Here is a 14743-nt window from a genome sequence, read left to right as displayed (position 1 = left end):
ACATCCTCTGTCGGCATTGCCGGGGCGGGATCACCCCTCGCCCGGAAGGCGGCGGCCCGGGACGTCGCCCTGGCCCTGGCGGGCGGCCTGCCAGATCCCGCGGAGGCGGTCCAGCTCGGCCAGTTCGGCGCGCGACCAGGTGCGCCGGCCCGCGACGTACCGCCGTATGGCCTCATTGGCGGCTTCGACGGATCGACGGTCCAGAACGGTCGGTGGCATGCCCTGATTTTAGGAGAGGGGTGTGACAAGGAACCGCGGATGCCGCCCCCGTGGGCCCAAGTCACACCGTGAGCCTCCTCACGTGGCGGGGCTCACTCCCGAAGTCCGCGCCGACTCCTCCGGCCGCGCGCACACCTCACGTGGCGCTACGGTCGGCCAGGACCGCCGCGAGCGCGCCCACGCCCCTGACCGGCGCCCCGGCCCCTCGGCGGGGACGCGCGCCACCAGGCCGGGCGGGCGTGCGGATCCGGCTCCGCGCGTCCGCCCTCCGGTACCGGACGGTGCTCACGCGGACTCGCGGCGGACGAGCTCGGTCGACAGCACGACGTGCCGGCGGGTGGCGGTGCTCGCCGCGATCTCCTCCAGCAGCACCCGCGCCATGGTGCGGCCCATCTCCTCCATCGGCTGCCGCACGCTGGTCAGCGGCGGGTCGGTGTGGCGGGCGATGGCGGAGTCGTCGAAACCGATCAGCGCCACGTCGTCGGGTACGCGCCGGCCCCGCTCGCGCAGCACCTGCAGTGCGCCGCTGGCCATGACGTCCGAGGCCGCGAAGACCGCGTCGACGTCGGGCCGGCGCTCCAGCAGCGCCCGCATCGCCGCGCGGCCGCCCTCCTCGGTGAAGTCGCCGGCCGCGACGAGCGCGTGGTCGTACACCAGCCCGGCGGCATCGACCGCCTGGCGGTAGCCGTCGAGGCGACAGCGGGCGACGTACATGTCCAGGGGCCCGGTGATGGTCGCCACGGCCTTGCGTCCGAGTCCGAGCAGGTGGGCCACGGCCGAGCGGGCGCCGCCGACGTTGTCGGAGTCGACGTACGACACCGACTCCAGGTCGGAGCGGCGGCCGCTCAGCACGGTCGGCATCTCCAGCTGCTCCAGCAGGTCGGGCAGCGGGTCGTCCTCGTGGACCGAGACCAGCAGGACACCGTCGACGCGGTGGGCGCCCAGGTATTGCGCGAAACGCTGCCGCTCCTTGGGCGTCCGCAGCAGCGTGAGCAGCAACTGCATGTCGGTGTCGGCGAGTTCGGCGCCCACGCCGCGGATGATGTGGGAGAAGTACGGCTCGGCGAAGAGCCTGGCCTCCGCCTCGGGGATGACCAGGGCGATCGCGTCCGTCCGGTTGCCCGCCAGGGCGCGCGCCGCGCGGTTGGGGACGTAGCCGAGTTCGGCGATGGCAGCCTCCACCGCGGCCTTGGCGCGGTCGCTCACCCGGGGTGATCCATTGATCACCCGGGAGACCGTGCCCCGGCCCACTCCGGCGCGCGCGGCGACCTCTTCAAGCGTCGGTCTGCCGCTGCGCCGTCCACCCAACACCATGTCGGCCTCCCAATCACGAGGTGGTAACCGCGCCAACTTAGAGCGTCCACTCCCTTGACACCTCATCGGGGAACGGAGACTCTTCAACACATCACATATGGGAGCGCTCCCACCCTAGCGAAAACGTACACTTCCCGCACGTACTCGGAGGATCCGAATGCGCACGACAAGGAAGTCGTCCCGGCCGCGAGGCCGTACCGCGGCCGTCGCGATAACCACGGTGACCGCGCTGGGAGTCAGCCTGCTCGCCGGCTGCTCCAAGGACAGCGACGAGCCGGCCAAGGCCGGTGGCTCGGAGGGTGACGCCAAGGGCAAGATCACCCTCACGGTCGGCACCTTCGGTGTCTTCGGCTACAAGCAGGCCGGCCTGTACGAGGAGTACGAGAAGGCACATCCGAACATCACAATCAAGGAGAACGTGATCGAGCGGAACGACGCCTACTACCCGCAGCTTCTCACCCACCTCGCCGCGGGCAGCGGCCTGAGCGACATCCAGGCCATCGAGGTCGGCAACATCAACGAGATCGTGTCCACCCAGGCGGCGAAGTTCGAGGACCTCTCCAAGGCCGCCGGCGTCGAGAAATCGGACTACCTCGACTGGAAGTGGGCGCAGGCCACCACCTCCGACGGCAAGACCGTCGGCCTCGGCACCGACATCGGCCCGATGGCGATCTGCTACCGCACCGACCTGTTCAAGCAGGCGGGTCTGCCCACCGACCGCGAAGAGGTCGGCAAGCTGTGGGCCGGTGACTGGAGCAAGTACCTGGACGCGGGCCAGACCTACACGAAGAACGCGCCCAAGGGCACGACCTTCCTGGACTCGGCCGCGGGCCTGTACCAGGCGATCAGCAATTCCGCCTCCGAGCGCTACTACGACAGCAGCGGCAAGGTCATCTACAAGACGAGCCCCTCCGTGAAGGAGGCCTGGGACCTGGCCATGGAGGCCACCACCGGCAAGATGACCGCCAAGCTGAAGCTCTTCGACAAGGCCTGGGACCAGGGCTTCGCCAACAGCCGCTTCGCGTCGCTCCCCTGCCCGTCGTGGATGCTCGGCTACATCCAGGAGAAGGCCGGCGACGCCGGGAAGGGCAAGTGGGACGTCGCCGCGGCGCCCAAGCCCGCCAACTGGGGCGGCTCCTTCGTGGGTGTGCCCTCGGCCGGCAAGAACAGGGAAGAGGCCGTCAAGCTGGCCGCGTGGCTGACCGCACCGGAGCAGCAGGCCAAGGTCTTCGCCAAGCAGGCGAGCTTCCCGAGCGCCCCGGGCGCCTACGACCTGCCCGACGTCAGGGACGCCAAGCACGCCTACTTCAACAACGCGCCGATCGGCCAGATCTTCGCCGACGCGGCCAAGAGCATCCCGACCCTGGTGATCGGTCCGAAGGACCAGCAGATCTACACGGCCATCACCGACGTCGGCATCCTGCAGGTCGAGCAGCAGGGCAAGTCGCCTGCTGCCGGCTGGGCGGCTGCCGAGAAGGAAATCGACAACGCGCTGGACCAGTGAGATCCGCATGGCTTCGGAGATCTCCGGCATGGCCGCGGTGACCGCGCCCCCCTCCAAGGGGGGCGCGGCCCCGCGCGACGGCTCCGGCCGGCCGCGCGACGCACGTGACGAGCGACGCGCCCGCCGGCGCAGCCGCCGCTACCGGTGGGACGTCAAGGCGATGCCGTACGCCTTCGTCTCGCCCTTCTTCCTGTTCTTCGCCGCCTTCGGCCTCTTCCCGCTGATCTACACGGGCTGGTCCTCCTTCTACCGGGTGGAGCTGACCAACCTCGACGCGCGCGAGTTCGTCGGCTTCCACAACTACACCCGTCTGCTGGAGGACGAGTTCTTCTGGAACGCCCTGAAGAACACGTTCACCATCGGTGTGATCTCCACCGTCCCGCAGCTGCTGATCGCGCTGGGCCTGGCCCACCTGCTCAACTACAGGCTGCGCGGCTCGACCTTCTTCCGGGTCGCGATGCTCACCCCGTACGCCACCTCGGTCGCCGCCGCGACGCTGGTCTTCACGCTGATGTTCGGCACCGACTACGGCATGATCAACTGGACGCTGGAGCACCTCGGGTTCAGCCACCACATCGACTGGCGGGCGGGCACCTGGTCCTCGCAGATCGCCGTCTCCTCGATCGTGATCTGGCGCTGGACCGGTTACAACACCTTGATCTACCTGGCCGCGATGCAGTCCGTGCCACACGATCTGTACGAGTCCGCCGCGCTGGACGGCGCCTCGCGCCGGCAGCAGTTCCTGCACGTGACCATCCCGATGCTGCGGCCCACGATCCTCTTCACGATCGTGGTCTCGACGATCGGCGCCACCCAGCTGTTCGGCGAGCCGTTCCTCTTCGGCGGCCCCGGCGGCGAGAAGGGCGGCTCCTCCCACCAGTTCCAGACGCTGGGCCTGTACCTGTACGAGCAGGGCTGGACGAACTACCACCTCGGGCGGGCCTCGGCCATCGCCTGGGCGATGTTCCTGCTCCTGCTGCTGATCGCCGCCGTCAACGGGCTGGTCGCCCGCCGGCTGCACAAGAGCCAGGAGGGGTGACGGCGATGGCCACCATCTCGACCAACCCGCCGGAGCGGGCCCCGGCCCGCACGGCTGACGCACCCCGCAAGGCGAAGCGCCACACCCCCGGGGCGCCCAAGGCCGGACGGCAGATGCACGCCGGCCCGGTCACCTACGTCGTACTGATCGTCTTCACGGCGATATCGCTCTTCCCCCTGGTGTGGACCGCGATAGCCGCCTCCCGGACGAACACGCGGCTGGCGCAGACCCCGCCGCCGTTCTGGTTCGGCGCGAACCTCTTCAGCAACATGCGGACGGCATGGACGGACGCCAACCTCGGCACGGCGCTGCTGAACACGGTCGTCGTGGCGGGCAGCATCACCGTCGGCACGGTGCTGTTCTCGACGATCGCGGGCTTCGCCTTCGCGAAACTGCACTTCAAGCTGAAGACCTTCCTGCTCATGCTGACCATCGGCACCATGATGGTGCCGCCCCAGCTCAGCGTGGTGCCGCTCTTCCTGTGGATCGCGGACCTGGACTGGACGAACCACCTCCAGGCGGTCGTCCTGCCGACCTTCGTCAGCGCCTTCGGCGTCTTCTTCATGCGGCAGTACCTCTCCCAGGCCCTGCCCACCGAACTCATCGAGGCCGCCCGCGTCGACGGCGCCAGCAGCCTGCGGATCGTCTGGCACGTGGTCTTCCCGGCCGCCCGCCCCGCGATGGCGGTCCTGGGCATGCTGACCTTCGTCATGGCCTGGAACGACTTCTTCTGGCCGATCATCGCGCTGACCCAGGAGAACCCGACCGTACAGGTCGCGCTCACCAGCCTCGGCCGCGGCTACATCCCCGACGAGTCCGTGATCATGGCCGGCGCGCTGCTCGGCACGCTCCCGCTGCTGCTGGTCTTCGTGATCTTCGGCAAGCAGATCGTCGGCGGCATCATGCAGGGCGCGGTCAAGGGCTGAGCCCTCCCCCGGCCGCGGCCGCGCCCCTTCCCCTCTCCTTATCCTGTTCACTCGTCCCGATGGGAGCGCTCCCGTATGACAGCTTCCGACATGCGTCCCGCACCGAGCCGCACCGCCGCGGTGAGCGGCCACCGGTTCCCGCCCGGCTTCCTGTGGGGTGCGGCCACCGCCGCGTACCAGATCGAGGGCGCCGCTGCCGAGGACGGGCGCACCCCGTCGATCTGGGACATCTTCAGCCACACCCCCGGCAAGGTCTTCGAGGGGCACACCGGCGACGTCGCGGCCGACCACTACCACCGCTTCCGTGACGACGTCCGGCTCATGGCCGACCTCGGCCTGAGCGCCTACCGGTTCTCCGTCTCCTGGTCCCGCGTCCAGCCCACCGGCCGCGGGCCGGCGGTGGAGCGCGGCCTGGACTTCTACCGCGCGCTCACCGACGAGCTGCTGGAGCACGGCATCCAGCCGGCCGTCACCCTCTATCACTGGGACCTGCCGCAGGAGCTCGAGGACGCCGGCGGCTGGCCCGCCCGCGACACCGCGGAGCGCTTCGGCGAGTACGCGCGGATCGTCGCCGGGGCCCTCGGCGACCGCGTCCAGCTGTGGACCACCCTCAACGAGCCCTGGTGCAGCGCCTTCCTCGGCTACGGCTCCGGCGTGCACGCCCCCGGCCGCACCGACCCGGTCGCCGCCCTGCGCGCCGCCCACCACCTCAACCTCGGCCACGGCCGCGCCGCCGAGGCGCTGCGCTCGGTCCTCCCGGCCCGCGCCCAGCTGGGCATCGCGCTCAACCTGCACCAGGTCCGCGCGCTCACCAGCTCCCCCGCCGACGTGGACGCCGCGCGCCGCATCGACGCCGTCGGCAACCGGGTCTTCACCGGCCCCCTGTTCAAGGGCGCGTACCCGCAGGACCTGCTCCAGGACACCCGCCGCCTGACCGACTGGTCCTTCGTCCAGGACGGCGACCTCGCCACGATCAAGCGCCACCCGCTGGACGTGCTGGGCATCAACTACTACACGCCCACGCTCGTGTCGTCCGGCGACTCCGTCGACGGGCCGCGCAGCGACAGCCACGGCGCCAGCGAGTTCTCCCCCTGGCCGGGCGCGGACGACGTCGCGTTCCACCAGCCCCCGGGCGAGCGGACGGCGATGGGCTGGTCCGTCGACCCCACGGGCCTGTACGACCTGCTGACCCGGTTGAACCGCGAGTTCCCCGACCTGCCGCTGCTCATCACGGAGAACGGCGCGGCCTACGAGGACTCCGTGGGCCCCGACGGCGCGGTGCACGACCCCGAGCGGGTGGAGTACCTGCGCGTCCACCTGGAGGCGGTCCACCGCGCCATGCGCGCCGGCGTTGACGTGCGCGGCTACTTCCTGTGGTCCCTGATGGACAACTTCGAGTGGGCGTACGGGTACGGCAAGCGCTTCGGCGCGGTGTGGGTCGACTACGAGACGCAGGAGCGCATCCCGAAGTCCAGCGCCCACTGGTACGCGGGCGTCGCCCGCACGGGCGCGCTCCCCGACACGGCGGAGACCGACGCCGCGTCGTGACGGACCGGCGGGACGCGGCGCACTATTCGGAGGGGGGCGCCGCGTCCCGTCCCACGTCGCGCAGGAACTCCGTCCAGGCGGCGGGGGTGAAGGAGAGGGAGGGGCCGTCCGGGTCCTTGCTGTCCCTGACGCGCACGCCGTGGGGGGTGGTGGCGACCTCGACGCAGTTGCTGCCTTCGGTGTCGCTGTACGTCGACTTGCGCCAGGACGGTTCGCCGCTCATACCTCACCCGCCATCCGCTTGATGAATCGCGCCGACTCGTCGGCTCCGAGGGCCTCCGTCCGGATCATGCCATGCCGTTGTGTCAGCGCACCCACTTGTTCCGGGTCCGCGGTCAGCAGGCTGAGTGACTGCCCCTCCGTGAGGGCGAGCCGTTCGTGCTCCCGGGTCTCCAGCAGCACGATGGGCCCGTTGAGTCCGGGGTGAGCACCGGCAGCGAAGGGCAGCACCTGCAGGGAGACGTTGCGCAGCTCGGCCACCTCCAGCAGGTGCAGAAGCTGCCGCTTCGTCGTTGCCGAGCCGCCCACGGGACAGCGCAGGGCCGCCTCGTACACCACGAAACTGAACTCGACGGGCGGACTGCGCCGCAACAGTGCCTGGCGTTCCAGCCGCGCCAGGACCCGTTCCTCCAGGACCGCGTCGTCCAGTGGCGGCCGGTGCGCGCCGAGCAGCGCGCGCACGGTGGCCTCGATCTGGAGCAACCCGGGAATCAGCAGCGGTTCGTACGACCAGAGGCTGACCGCCTCCGCCTCGTAACGGAAGAAGTTCTGCGACCTCGCCGGGAACTTCTCCGGCTTGAGGTACGCCTCCGCCGCGGCGAGCTTCCCCTGGGCACCGCACAGTTGATCCGCGATCTGCAGAAAACGGGAGCTGGGCCGGCGGCGGCCCTGCTCCATGGACTTCACCGTCTCGTAACCGTACGCCGCCTCGCGGGCCAACTGCTCGCGGGTGACGCCCGCCTGCTCACGCCACAGCTTGACCTGGTTGCCGCAGTACCGCCACGCCATCGGCGGCTGGGTCACCTCGTCGGTCATCCACATCCACCCCCACACTCTCCGTGCCGACAAGACTACGGAACGGCACCGTCAGTCGCGCGCGAAGCTGTGGAAGCGGCCGATCACGGTGAACCCACGGCGCGCGTACCAGCGGTGGGGCCAGTCGTCCGCGTCGGCGACGAGGAAACGGGTGGCGCACCCGGCGTCGGCGGCCTGGCGCAACGCCGTGGACAGGACGGCGTCGGCGTAGCCGTTCCCGAGGTGGGCCTCGGAGGTGACGAGGTCCTCGATCTGGGCGATGCCGGAGGCGGGGTCCATGTAGAGATCCGCCCAGGAGGCGACGTCGCCCTCCGGGGTCCGCGCGCCGATGAAGCGGACGACGTCCGCGCCGCGGCGCCGGGCCTCGCGGCGGTCCACGAGTTGCCGGACCGCCTCGTCGTCGGCCTCCGGGAGGAAGCCGCGCCAACGCCGTGCGAGGGGTTCCCGGAAGGCGTCGAGGTCCACTTCCTCCGCGGGGCCGCCGTCCGGGACCGGGCCGGTGTGCAGCATGACGAGCTCGACGGAATCCGTGTAGCCCGCGCGGACCAGGGTCCCGGCGCAGGCGGTGCCCGTCGCGTCGTCCAGGACGGTGATCGCGCGGTGCTTCAGGTGGCCCAGCGCCTCGTCGGCGAGGGCGGGCAGCGCCCCGGGATCCACGGCACCGTCCACGACCACGTGGTTGTTGCCGTGCGAGTACGCGTAGGCGTCGTCGAGGGCGGCGAAGCCGCCGGGGAGGCCGACGGTGCGCGCCGCCTGGCGGCGGGCGAAGGCCGCCACGAAGGCGCGGATCCGCGGCATTTCCGGTGCTGACATGAGGGCAGCCTAGGCGGGACCGCTAGGGTCACGGCCCATGGCGATGCAACTGTTCCAGGCCGACGGCGACTTCGCCGACCGGATGGTCGCGCTGGCCGGACTGCCGTGGAGCCGCCGGGCGGTCGAGGACGCGTTCGTGGCCAACGGCTGGGAGGTCCCGGAGGACGAGGAGGAAGGACCCGTCATCGGCTGGTGGGAGGTCCAGTTCCTCCCGGGGCGCGAGGAGGGCGTCGACGACTGGTGGCTGGAACTCGGCGAACCTCCCGGCTGCATGGACGACGGCTCCCCCGACGCCGTGTGCGCCCACGCCGGGTGCGGTGAGGGGAGCTACGTCCTGCACCCCTTCGCGTACTTCGCCGACCCCGACGACCCGGCCGAGTGGGACAACGAGTTCGGGCCCTGGCACAGCCGCCCCGACGTGCGGCGCGATGCGACGGCGGAGGACTACGACGCCGAGTACCGGCGTGTGGCGGCGCTGCTGCGCGACCGCCTCGGGGAGCCGGAACCCGCGGGCCCCTGGCCGTACAAGGACATCGACGCCACTCGGCACATCCGCTGGTCCCGCGGCGGCGCGCACGTGATCCTGCTCGACGGGAGCGACGCCATGTCCTACGGCGCCTACCACCGAGCGGGCGTCGTGGTGCGGCCGAAGCGGTAGGGGGCGGCCGTGGCCGTACCACCGCGCCGTGAGCCCGGATCACCGTGCGCGACGACAGCGTGCTTAGGTGGCGCGTCCGATACACAGTCCGTCATAACCCCGGTAGTTGAGGAACTGATGCCTCTCACGTAGCGTCAAAATCTCTGCTGCTGCAGTCAAGAAAAGACACGGGGGTGTCCACGGTGGGCGTCGTGCTGCCCGACGAGCTGGCGTACGTGCTCGACCTGATCGGCGTTGCCTGGCCGAACGTCGACGAGGACGACTACCGCGAGATGGCCACGTCGCTGCGGGACTTCGCGGACGACGTCGACGGCGGCGCGATGGACGCCCACACCGCCGTGCAGGAGTTGCTGGGCGCGAACGCGGGCGCCGCCATGGACGCCTTCGAGGCCCACTGGGGCAAGGTCAAGGGCACACATCTGGCCAATCTCGCCGAGGCCGCGCGGATGGGCGCCGTCGCGCTGGACGGGGTGGCAATCGCAATCGAGGTCGCCAAAGGTGCCGCGATCATCCAACTGGGCATCCTGGCGGTGGAGATAGCCTCGACCATCGCCTCCGCCCCCTTCACGCTGGGCCTGTCGAGCTTCGCCGGGGCCGCCGCGACCCAGGCGACCCGGATGATCGTGAAGAAGATCTTCCGCGAGGTCATCAACCAGGTCGTCGACCAGTTGATGTCCATCGCCACCGCCCCGATCTACGCCGCCCTGGAGTCGATGGCCGCCGACCTGATCATCCAGGTCGGTTCCAACGCCCTGGGCCTGCAGAAGGGCGTCGACCTGGGCCGGACCGCCGACGCCGGCAAGGAGGGCTTCGGCGAGGGCGTCGACGGGGCCAAGAAGCAGGCCGACAGCTTCACCCTCGCCAGCGCCGGAGGCGGCGGGGGTGGCGGTGGCGGTGGGGGTGGGGGTGGGGGTGGTGGCGGCACTCACTTCCAGAGCGACGGGGACAGCTTCGACCGGATCGACACCCAGCTCGACGGCATCACCGGCTCCCTGCACGGCAAGTCGAAGGGGCACATAGGCCGGGCACGCAACGCCAAGGGCCGCACCAGCGGCCGCGGCGAGATCGCCGAGCACATCATGCCGATCGCCACGAAGATCGTGGACGGCATCGGCGAGGCGGCCGAGAAGGCCGTGGGCCATGTGCGCGGCGACATGCGCAAGGGCCTCAAGCAGATGCACCAGAACCACCGCGACAACGATGACAGCATCGCGACCGAGCTGCAGCAGCTGCAGAAGACGGGCAGGGGCAAGCCGGTCTACGTGCTGGAGTCGGACGGACAGATAAGGCGCCTGGACGACCAGGGCCGGCTCGTGGATCTGACCGACGAGGACAAGAAGTCCGGTATCACACGGCTCCTGGAGGACCGTGACGGCAACACCACGGACCGGACGAGCATCCCGCAGCCCGGCAAGCGGACCGTGCGCCAGCTGCCCGGCGGCAAGCCCGCCAAGAAGAAGGAGTCCACCGAGGTCCCGCTGTCGTCCACCCCCCTGGCGGACGCCACCCGCAGGGCACGCCACGCGAAGGGCCACTACGGGACGTACGACAAGCAGGGCACGAAGGACGAGACCTTCACCAGCAACAACTTCGCCGCCGCCCACTACCGTGACGACGCGAACGACCATGAGTTCGTACTGGTCGCCTACAGCGATCGCCCCTACCACTCGGAGAAGCGCCTGGCGACACCGTTCCTGGACAGGGGGATGGACGGACACGTCACGCACATGTACACGGAGCGGGAACCTTGTTACGACAAGTCGCCCACCTGCGCCTACTGGCTGGAGGGGTACATGCCGCACGTCGATGTCAGCCACAGCGTGGAGTACGGGGACGCCGCATCCCAGGACAGGGGCAACGCGATCATGAAGGGGTACCTCGACGACCTCAGGGCGGGCCGCCGGTAGGATCGGCAGCCCGCGAACGACCGCCCACACCCATGATGTGCAGGAGAGGGGATCATGCCGCCGACGGTGACACGCGCCATGCTGGAGTCCGTCTTCCCTCCAGGTGAGCTGGTCACCCTGGACGACCCGGCGATGTCCCTCATCGCCCACGGGCCCTCCCGCGCGTTCCTGCGGAGCATCGGCCTGCCCCTCCAGGAGAGCGGCCTGTTCGTGCTGGACCCGGACTTCCCGACGCACATGACGACCATCCACGACTGGCACCTGGGTGACGACGCCCCTCCGGGCGCCGCGGGCTTCCTGTACCTGGCCCAGCTGCACTACGACCACGTGGTCCTGGACGGGGCGTCCGGGCGGGTCTGGGCACTGCCCGAGGCGGAGCCGGAGATGTTCCCCCTCCACGAGGACCTGCATTCGCTCGCGTACTTCCTCTGCGCCGCCGAACGCGAACGCCCGGCCTACGACCCGCAGTTCCCGGACGCCGCTGTGCGCGCGGCGCGTTGGGACCCGCGGGGGGCGGCGGACCGGCTCCTCGCAGAGCTGCGTCCACTGGAGCCCATGGCGTTCGAAAACGAGAACAGCCCGTGGTCCCTGTTCCTCCAGGATGCCTCGAAGGGTTTCGACGGCGTGGCCGGCTGAGGCGGCGCCGGAGGACCAGAAGAAGGAGACGACAGGCAATGGACGGCCGCCCAGAGGTGACGGCAAGCGTGGTGGCGCGGTTCGGCGAGGGCGGCGTCCGCCGTTTCGCGAGTGCTCCGGGGGTGGTCGTCCCGCTGCAGGTGGGGCCGTACTTCGCCACGTCGCCCGAGGAACCGGAGACCCTGGTCGCCTTCGCGGACGCGCAGGAAGAGGAGGTGCCCGAGCGCGCGCGGGAGTACCTGCGCCTGGGCACCGACCGGGGGTACGAGATCTGCCTCGCCCCGGACGGCGCCGTGCGCGGAGTCCTCGTGGGCTACGACGAGCCCGAGCGGCATGTGAACGGCACGCTGGAGGCGTTCACCCGGGGCCTGGTGGCGCTGGACGAGGCCCTCACGGCGATCGCGGGCACCGACCGGCCCGAGGCGGCGTCGCAGGCGTTCGCGACACTGGAGACGCGGCTGCGGGAACTGGACGGGACGGCGTTCGCGGACCGCGAGGACTGGTGGCCGCAGGTGCTGGACGACATCCGGGACACCGCGAGCGCGGAGTGGTTCGCGGCGTTCGAGGTCGTGGACGCCGACGGGGAGGCGAAGATCCTGACCTCCTCGGGCGGGATCTGCGTGCACCCCGAGGAGCGGCTGTGGGCGAACCTGCGGGCGGCCGGGGTGGAACCGGAGCAGGTCAGGCGCATCCACACCGAACTGGAGTCGTGCTTCATGCCGGGGCACTACTGCTCGATGACGCTCGCGCGTCTCTTCCCGGAGGCCGGGCTGACGCACAACTTCCCCTACGGGGAGACGGCCGAGTCCCGGGCCACCGGCATCCGCAAGCTGCGCGAGGCGGCGGCACAGGAGGGCTGAGGGACATGACGGGGGAACTGGGGACGGCGGACCGGCCCGCTCTCGGGGCCGGCCGAGGGCCCGCCGCGCGGCGGGTCCTGGAGTGGGCGACGTCGGGCGCCATGGCACCGCTGGCGGTGACCGGTTCCCCCGGGTCCGGCAAGAGCCATCTGCTGGCGTGGTTCGTGGCCGGCGCGCAGCGCGACCCCGGCACCATGGTGCACGGGCTGACCCCGGCCCGCGGACTGACCGCGGACGCCGTGTCCTGGGAACTGGGGCGGCAGCTGGGATACGGGCCGCTCTCCCCGGAGGACCTGCTGGGTCACATCCATGCCGATCCGCGTCCGCTGACCCTCGGCTTCGCCGACCTGCACCATGCCCGGCCGGGCTGCCGGGAGGCCCTGGTGGAGCCCCTGCTGGCCTTCCCGCACGTGCGCATGCTGCTCGAGGCCCGGGACGCCGAAAGCGTTCCGGACGGCGCGTTCGTGGTCGACCTGGACGACCCCGCGCTGACCGACCGCGCGGCGTTCGCCGCCTGGTACGCCGGGCTGGTCCCCGCCGGCGCCGCCTTCACCGCGGACCAGGTGTTCCCGCACCCGGCGACGGCCCGCCTCGCCGCGACCGTCCCCGGGCCTCCCGCCGAGGGCGACGTACCGGCCCTGTGGTGGGCGCGGCTGCCCGAGCCGGCCCGTCCCGCGCTGCACACGCTGGCCGCTCTGCGCGGCCCGGTCCCCGCCGACGTGTGGGAGTTGCTGCACGCGCACCTGACCGGCGACCCGGCGGCACGGGCGGCCGTCGCCGCCGCCGTGGAGCGCCTGCCCGAGGGAGCCGGGTACGAGGCGCCGCCCGGCGGGCCCGTCGTCGCGGGCCTGGACGAACGCATCGTCGACGTCCTCAAGTCCCGCGCCCCGACCAGCTCCTACGCTCGGGAGCACGTGCTCGGCCACGCCGTCGGCGCCGGTACGGCGGACCGGTTGCTGCGCGACGCGGGCTTCCTCGTCCACGGCTCCGCGACCGCCCTGACGGCGGCCCTCTCGGACCCGGACACCGCGACGGCGGCCCCCGCGGCGCTGGCCCCCGTGTGGCGCCGCGCGGCGCCCGTGCTGACGACGCCCGGCATGAGCGACCCCGAGCGCGCCGCCGTCCTGCAGGCCGCCGCGCTCGCCGCCGCGCCGCAGATGGCCGCGCTGCTGCGTCCCATCGCCGAGCGGCACACCTGGACCGCCGAGTGGTTCCGCCCCGGCGAGTCCTTCACCGCGCTCGGCCCCGGCACGGTCGAAGGGGAGTTGCTGGCGGCCGATCCCCTCGGCCGGTTGCACGCCCTCGACCCGGCCACGGGCGCGGACCTGCGCAGGGTGCCCTCCCCGACCGAGCTACGGCCCCTCGCGCTGGCGGCCCTCGGCGACGGCCTGCTGCTCCTCGACCGCGACCGGCTTCTGCACGCCGTCCCGCCCGGCACGGTCGCCTTCGGCGAGGCCGCCCACCGCCACAACCCGGACGGCCCCTCGGCCCTGGCCTCGGTGCCCGCCTCCGGTCTCCTGGTCGTCGGTGACGCCGCGGGCCGCGTCCACGTCTGGCGCTCCCCCGCGTATGACCCCGAACCCCTCAGCCGCCCCCTGCACCAGGCCCCCGTCTCCGCGGTCGCCCACGTCCACTCGGCCCGGCACGACCTGTCGTTCTGCCTCAGCGGCGGGCTGGACGGCACCCTGCGCCTGTGGGCGACCTCGGACGAACCGATGCCGGAGCCCGTGGAGCGGCGAGACTCCGTCATCACCGCGCTGACCGCCGCCGACACCCCCGCCCACGGCCCGGTCGCCGTCGCCGCCTGGGCCGACGGCCGGGCCGGCGTCTGGGACCTGCTCGGCGCCCGCGTCCACCCTCTTCCGCTGCTGCACCGGGCCGACGGCATCGCCCTCACGCCCGACGGCGCCCTCACCGTCACCGGCCCCGGCGGGACGTACGGCCTCCGGCTCCACTTCGACCGGCTGTGGACGTAGCGGTGGGCGAACCGTACGCGGGAAGCCCCCGAGATCGCCCTCGTCGTCCGGCCCGACGTCGGCTACGAGGGCGACGCCGAGGATTTCGCCGAGCCGGCCGGCGGCCTGCGCCGACCGGTCCTCCCCGTCGGGTACGAGACGTCGGAGCTCGGGATCGTGCTGGCGGACGACCTGGGCCGGGTGTTCTACCGGCACTGGAGCGGGCCGTACTTCCTGGGCCACGACGTCTACGAGGCCTTCGCCCGCCGCCTTTCCGGGAGCACTCTGCGGGACGCGGAGGACCTCTACGCCTGACGCGGCCCCGTCGA

15 protein-coding genes are annotated in these 14743 nt (G+C 71.6%); 10 read left to right on the top strand and 5 right to left on the bottom strand.

Features of this window, described 5'->3' with window-relative positions; genetic code table 11:
• Window positions 1-30 precede the first annotated feature (30 nt).
• Both ACRWNP_RS05195 and ACRWNP_RS05190 read right to left on the bottom strand, forming a co-directional pair.
• A complete protein-coding gene (locus ACRWNP_RS05195; RefSeq protein ID WP_431959740.1) occupies window positions 31-219 on the bottom strand; it encodes a hypothetical protein in 189 nt (62 codons plus the stop codon).
• A 285-nt stretch (window positions 220-504) separates the two neighbouring features.
• Window positions 505-1533: a LacI family DNA-binding transcriptional regulator gene (locus tag ACRWNP_RS05190; protein ID WP_431959739.1), complete on the bottom strand. Its 1029-nt coding sequence runs from the start codon at window positions 1531-1533 to the stop codon at window positions 505-507.
• 157 nt (window positions 1534-1690) lie between these two features.
• Between ACRWNP_RS05190 and ACRWNP_RS05185 the strand changes: the two genes are divergently transcribed.
• From ACRWNP_RS05185 to ACRWNP_RS05170, 4 genes are all read left to right on the top strand, one after another.
• Window positions 1691-3037, top strand: a complete 1347-nt coding sequence (locus tag ACRWNP_RS05185; RefSeq protein ID WP_431959738.1) for an extracellular solute-binding protein — start codon at window positions 1691-1693, stop codon at window positions 3035-3037.
• Between the two features lie 7 nt (window positions 3038-3044).
• Window positions 3045-4076, top strand: coding sequence for a carbohydrate ABC transporter permease (locus tag ACRWNP_RS05180; protein ID WP_431959737.1), 1032 nt, complete (start codon window positions 3045-3047; stop codon window positions 4074-4076).
• A gap of 5 nt (window positions 4077-4081) precedes the next feature.
• Window positions 4082-5002 (top strand): carbohydrate ABC transporter permease, encoded by a 921-nt coding sequence (locus tag ACRWNP_RS05175; protein WP_431959736.1) that lies wholly within the window; start codon window positions 4082-4084, stop codon window positions 5000-5002.
• 75 nt (window positions 5003-5077) lie between these two features.
• Window positions 5078-6550 (top strand): GH1 family beta-glucosidase, encoded by a 1473-nt coding sequence (locus ACRWNP_RS05170; RefSeq protein WP_431959734.1) that lies wholly within the window; start codon window positions 5078-5080, stop codon window positions 6548-6550.
• 22 nt (window positions 6551-6572) lie between these two features.
• On the opposite strand, the gene ACRWNP_RS05165 is transcribed toward ACRWNP_RS05170, so the two are convergent.
• Genes ACRWNP_RS05165 through ACRWNP_RS05155 form a run of 3 tightly spaced genes read right to left on the bottom strand, consistent with a single transcriptional unit; the run spans window position 6573 to window position 8398 of the window.
• Entirely contained in the window at window positions 6573-6773 is a 201-nt protein-coding gene (locus ACRWNP_RS05165) for a DUF397 domain-containing protein (RefSeq protein ID WP_431959733.1), read from the bottom strand.
• Window positions 6770-7585: a helix-turn-helix domain-containing protein gene (locus ACRWNP_RS05160; protein WP_431959732.1), complete on the bottom strand. Its 816-nt coding sequence runs from the start codon at window positions 7583-7585 to the stop codon at window positions 6770-6772. The genes ACRWNP_RS05165 and ACRWNP_RS05160 overlap by 4 nt, the downstream gene beginning before the upstream one ends.
• Window positions 7586-7636: 51 nt before the next feature.
• Window positions 7637-8398 (bottom strand): GNAT family N-acetyltransferase, encoded by a 762-nt coding sequence (locus ACRWNP_RS05155; RefSeq protein ID WP_431959731.1) that lies wholly within the window; start codon window positions 8396-8398, stop codon window positions 7637-7639.
• A 37-nt stretch (window positions 8399-8435) separates the two neighbouring features.
• Here ACRWNP_RS05155 and ACRWNP_RS05150 point away from each other — a divergent pair, with 37 nt between their 5' ends.
• The 6 genes from ACRWNP_RS05150 to ACRWNP_RS05125 all read left to right on the top strand — a co-directional run bounded on the left by ACRWNP_RS05150 (window position 8436) and on the right by ACRWNP_RS05125 (window position 14729).
• Entirely contained in the window at window positions 8436-9056 is a 621-nt protein-coding gene (locus tag ACRWNP_RS05150) for a hypothetical protein (RefSeq protein ID WP_431959730.1), read from the top strand.
• A 173-nt stretch (window positions 9057-9229) separates the two neighbouring features.
• Window positions 9230-10963: a nucleic acid/nucleotide deaminase domain-containing protein gene (locus ACRWNP_RS05145; RefSeq protein ID WP_431959729.1), complete on the top strand. Its 1734-nt coding sequence runs from the start codon at window positions 9230-9232 to the stop codon at window positions 10961-10963.
• A gap of 54 nt (window positions 10964-11017) precedes the next feature.
• Complete coding sequence (locus tag ACRWNP_RS05140) at window positions 11018-11599, top strand: SUKH-4 family immunity protein (protein ID WP_431959728.1); 582 nt, start codon at window positions 11018-11020, stop codon at window positions 11597-11599.
• 38 nt (window positions 11600-11637) lie between these two features.
• The gene (locus ACRWNP_RS05135) at window positions 11638-12459 is read left to right on the top strand and encodes a nucleic acid/nucleotide deaminase domain-containing protein (protein ID WP_431959727.1); all 822 of its coding nucleotides are present in this window, start codon (window positions 11638-11640) and stop codon (window positions 12457-12459) included.
• A 5-nt stretch (window positions 12460-12464) separates the two neighbouring features.
• Window positions 12465-14435: a hypothetical protein gene (locus tag ACRWNP_RS05130; RefSeq protein WP_431959726.1), complete on the top strand. Its 1971-nt coding sequence runs from the start codon at window positions 12465-12467 to the stop codon at window positions 14433-14435.
• A 33-nt stretch (window positions 14436-14468) separates the two neighbouring features.
• Window positions 14469-14729, top strand: coding sequence for an SUKH-3 domain-containing protein (locus tag ACRWNP_RS05125; RefSeq protein ID WP_431959833.1), 261 nt, complete (start codon window positions 14469-14471; stop codon window positions 14727-14729).
• The last annotated feature ends 14 nt before the right edge of the window (window positions 14730-14743 follow it).

The sequence above is a fragment of the Actinacidiphila sp. bgisy160 genome, assembly GCF_965342435.1.
Lineage (GTDB): Bacteria > Actinomycetota > Actinomycetes > Streptomycetales > Streptomycetaceae > Actinacidiphila.
This window is presented reverse-complemented; position numbering and strand designations above follow the sequence as displayed.

Coding starts and splice junctions, on each gene's coding strand:
- ACRWNP_RS05195 (WP_431959740.1), bottom strand. CDS start 219: ATGCCACCGACCGTTCTGGACCGTCGATCCGTCGAAGCCGCCAATGAG.
- ACRWNP_RS05190 (WP_431959739.1), bottom strand. CDS start 1,533: ATGGTGTTGGGTGGACGGCGCAGCGGCAGACCGACGCTTGAAGAGGTC.
- ACRWNP_RS05185 (WP_431959738.1), top strand. CDS start 1,691: ATGCGCACGACAAGGAAGTCGTCCCGGCCGCGAGGCCGTACCGCGGCC.
- ACRWNP_RS05180 (WP_431959737.1), top strand. CDS start 3,045: ATGGCTTCGGAGATCTCCGGCATGGCCGCGGTGACCGCGCCCCCCTCC.
- ACRWNP_RS05175 (WP_431959736.1), top strand. CDS start 4,082: ATGGCCACCATCTCGACCAACCCGCCGGAGCGGGCCCCGGCCCGCACG.
- ACRWNP_RS05170 (WP_431959734.1), top strand. CDS start 5,078: ATGACAGCTTCCGACATGCGTCCCGCACCGAGCCGCACCGCCGCGGTG.
- ACRWNP_RS05165 (WP_431959733.1), bottom strand. CDS start 6,773: ATGAGCGGCGAACCGTCCTGGCGCAAGTCGACGTACAGCGACACCGAA.
- ACRWNP_RS05160 (WP_431959732.1), bottom strand. CDS start 7,585: ATGACCGACGAGGTGACCCAGCCGCCGATGGCGTGGCGGTACTGCGGC.
- ACRWNP_RS05155 (WP_431959731.1), bottom strand. CDS start 8,398: ATGTCAGCACCGGAAATGCCGCGGATCCGCGCCTTCGTGGCGGCCTTC.
- ACRWNP_RS05150 (WP_431959730.1), top strand. CDS start 8,436: ATGGCGATGCAACTGTTCCAGGCCGACGGCGACTTCGCCGACCGGATG.
- ACRWNP_RS05140 (WP_431959728.1), top strand. CDS start 11,018: ATGCCGCCGACGGTGACACGCGCCATGCTGGAGTCCGTCTTCCCTCCA.
- ACRWNP_RS05135 (WP_431959727.1), top strand. CDS start 11,638: ATGGACGGCCGCCCAGAGGTGACGGCAAGCGTGGTGGCGCGGTTCGGC.
- ACRWNP_RS05130 (WP_431959726.1), top strand. CDS start 12,465: ATGACGGGGGAACTGGGGACGGCGGACCGGCCCGCTCTCGGGGCCGGC.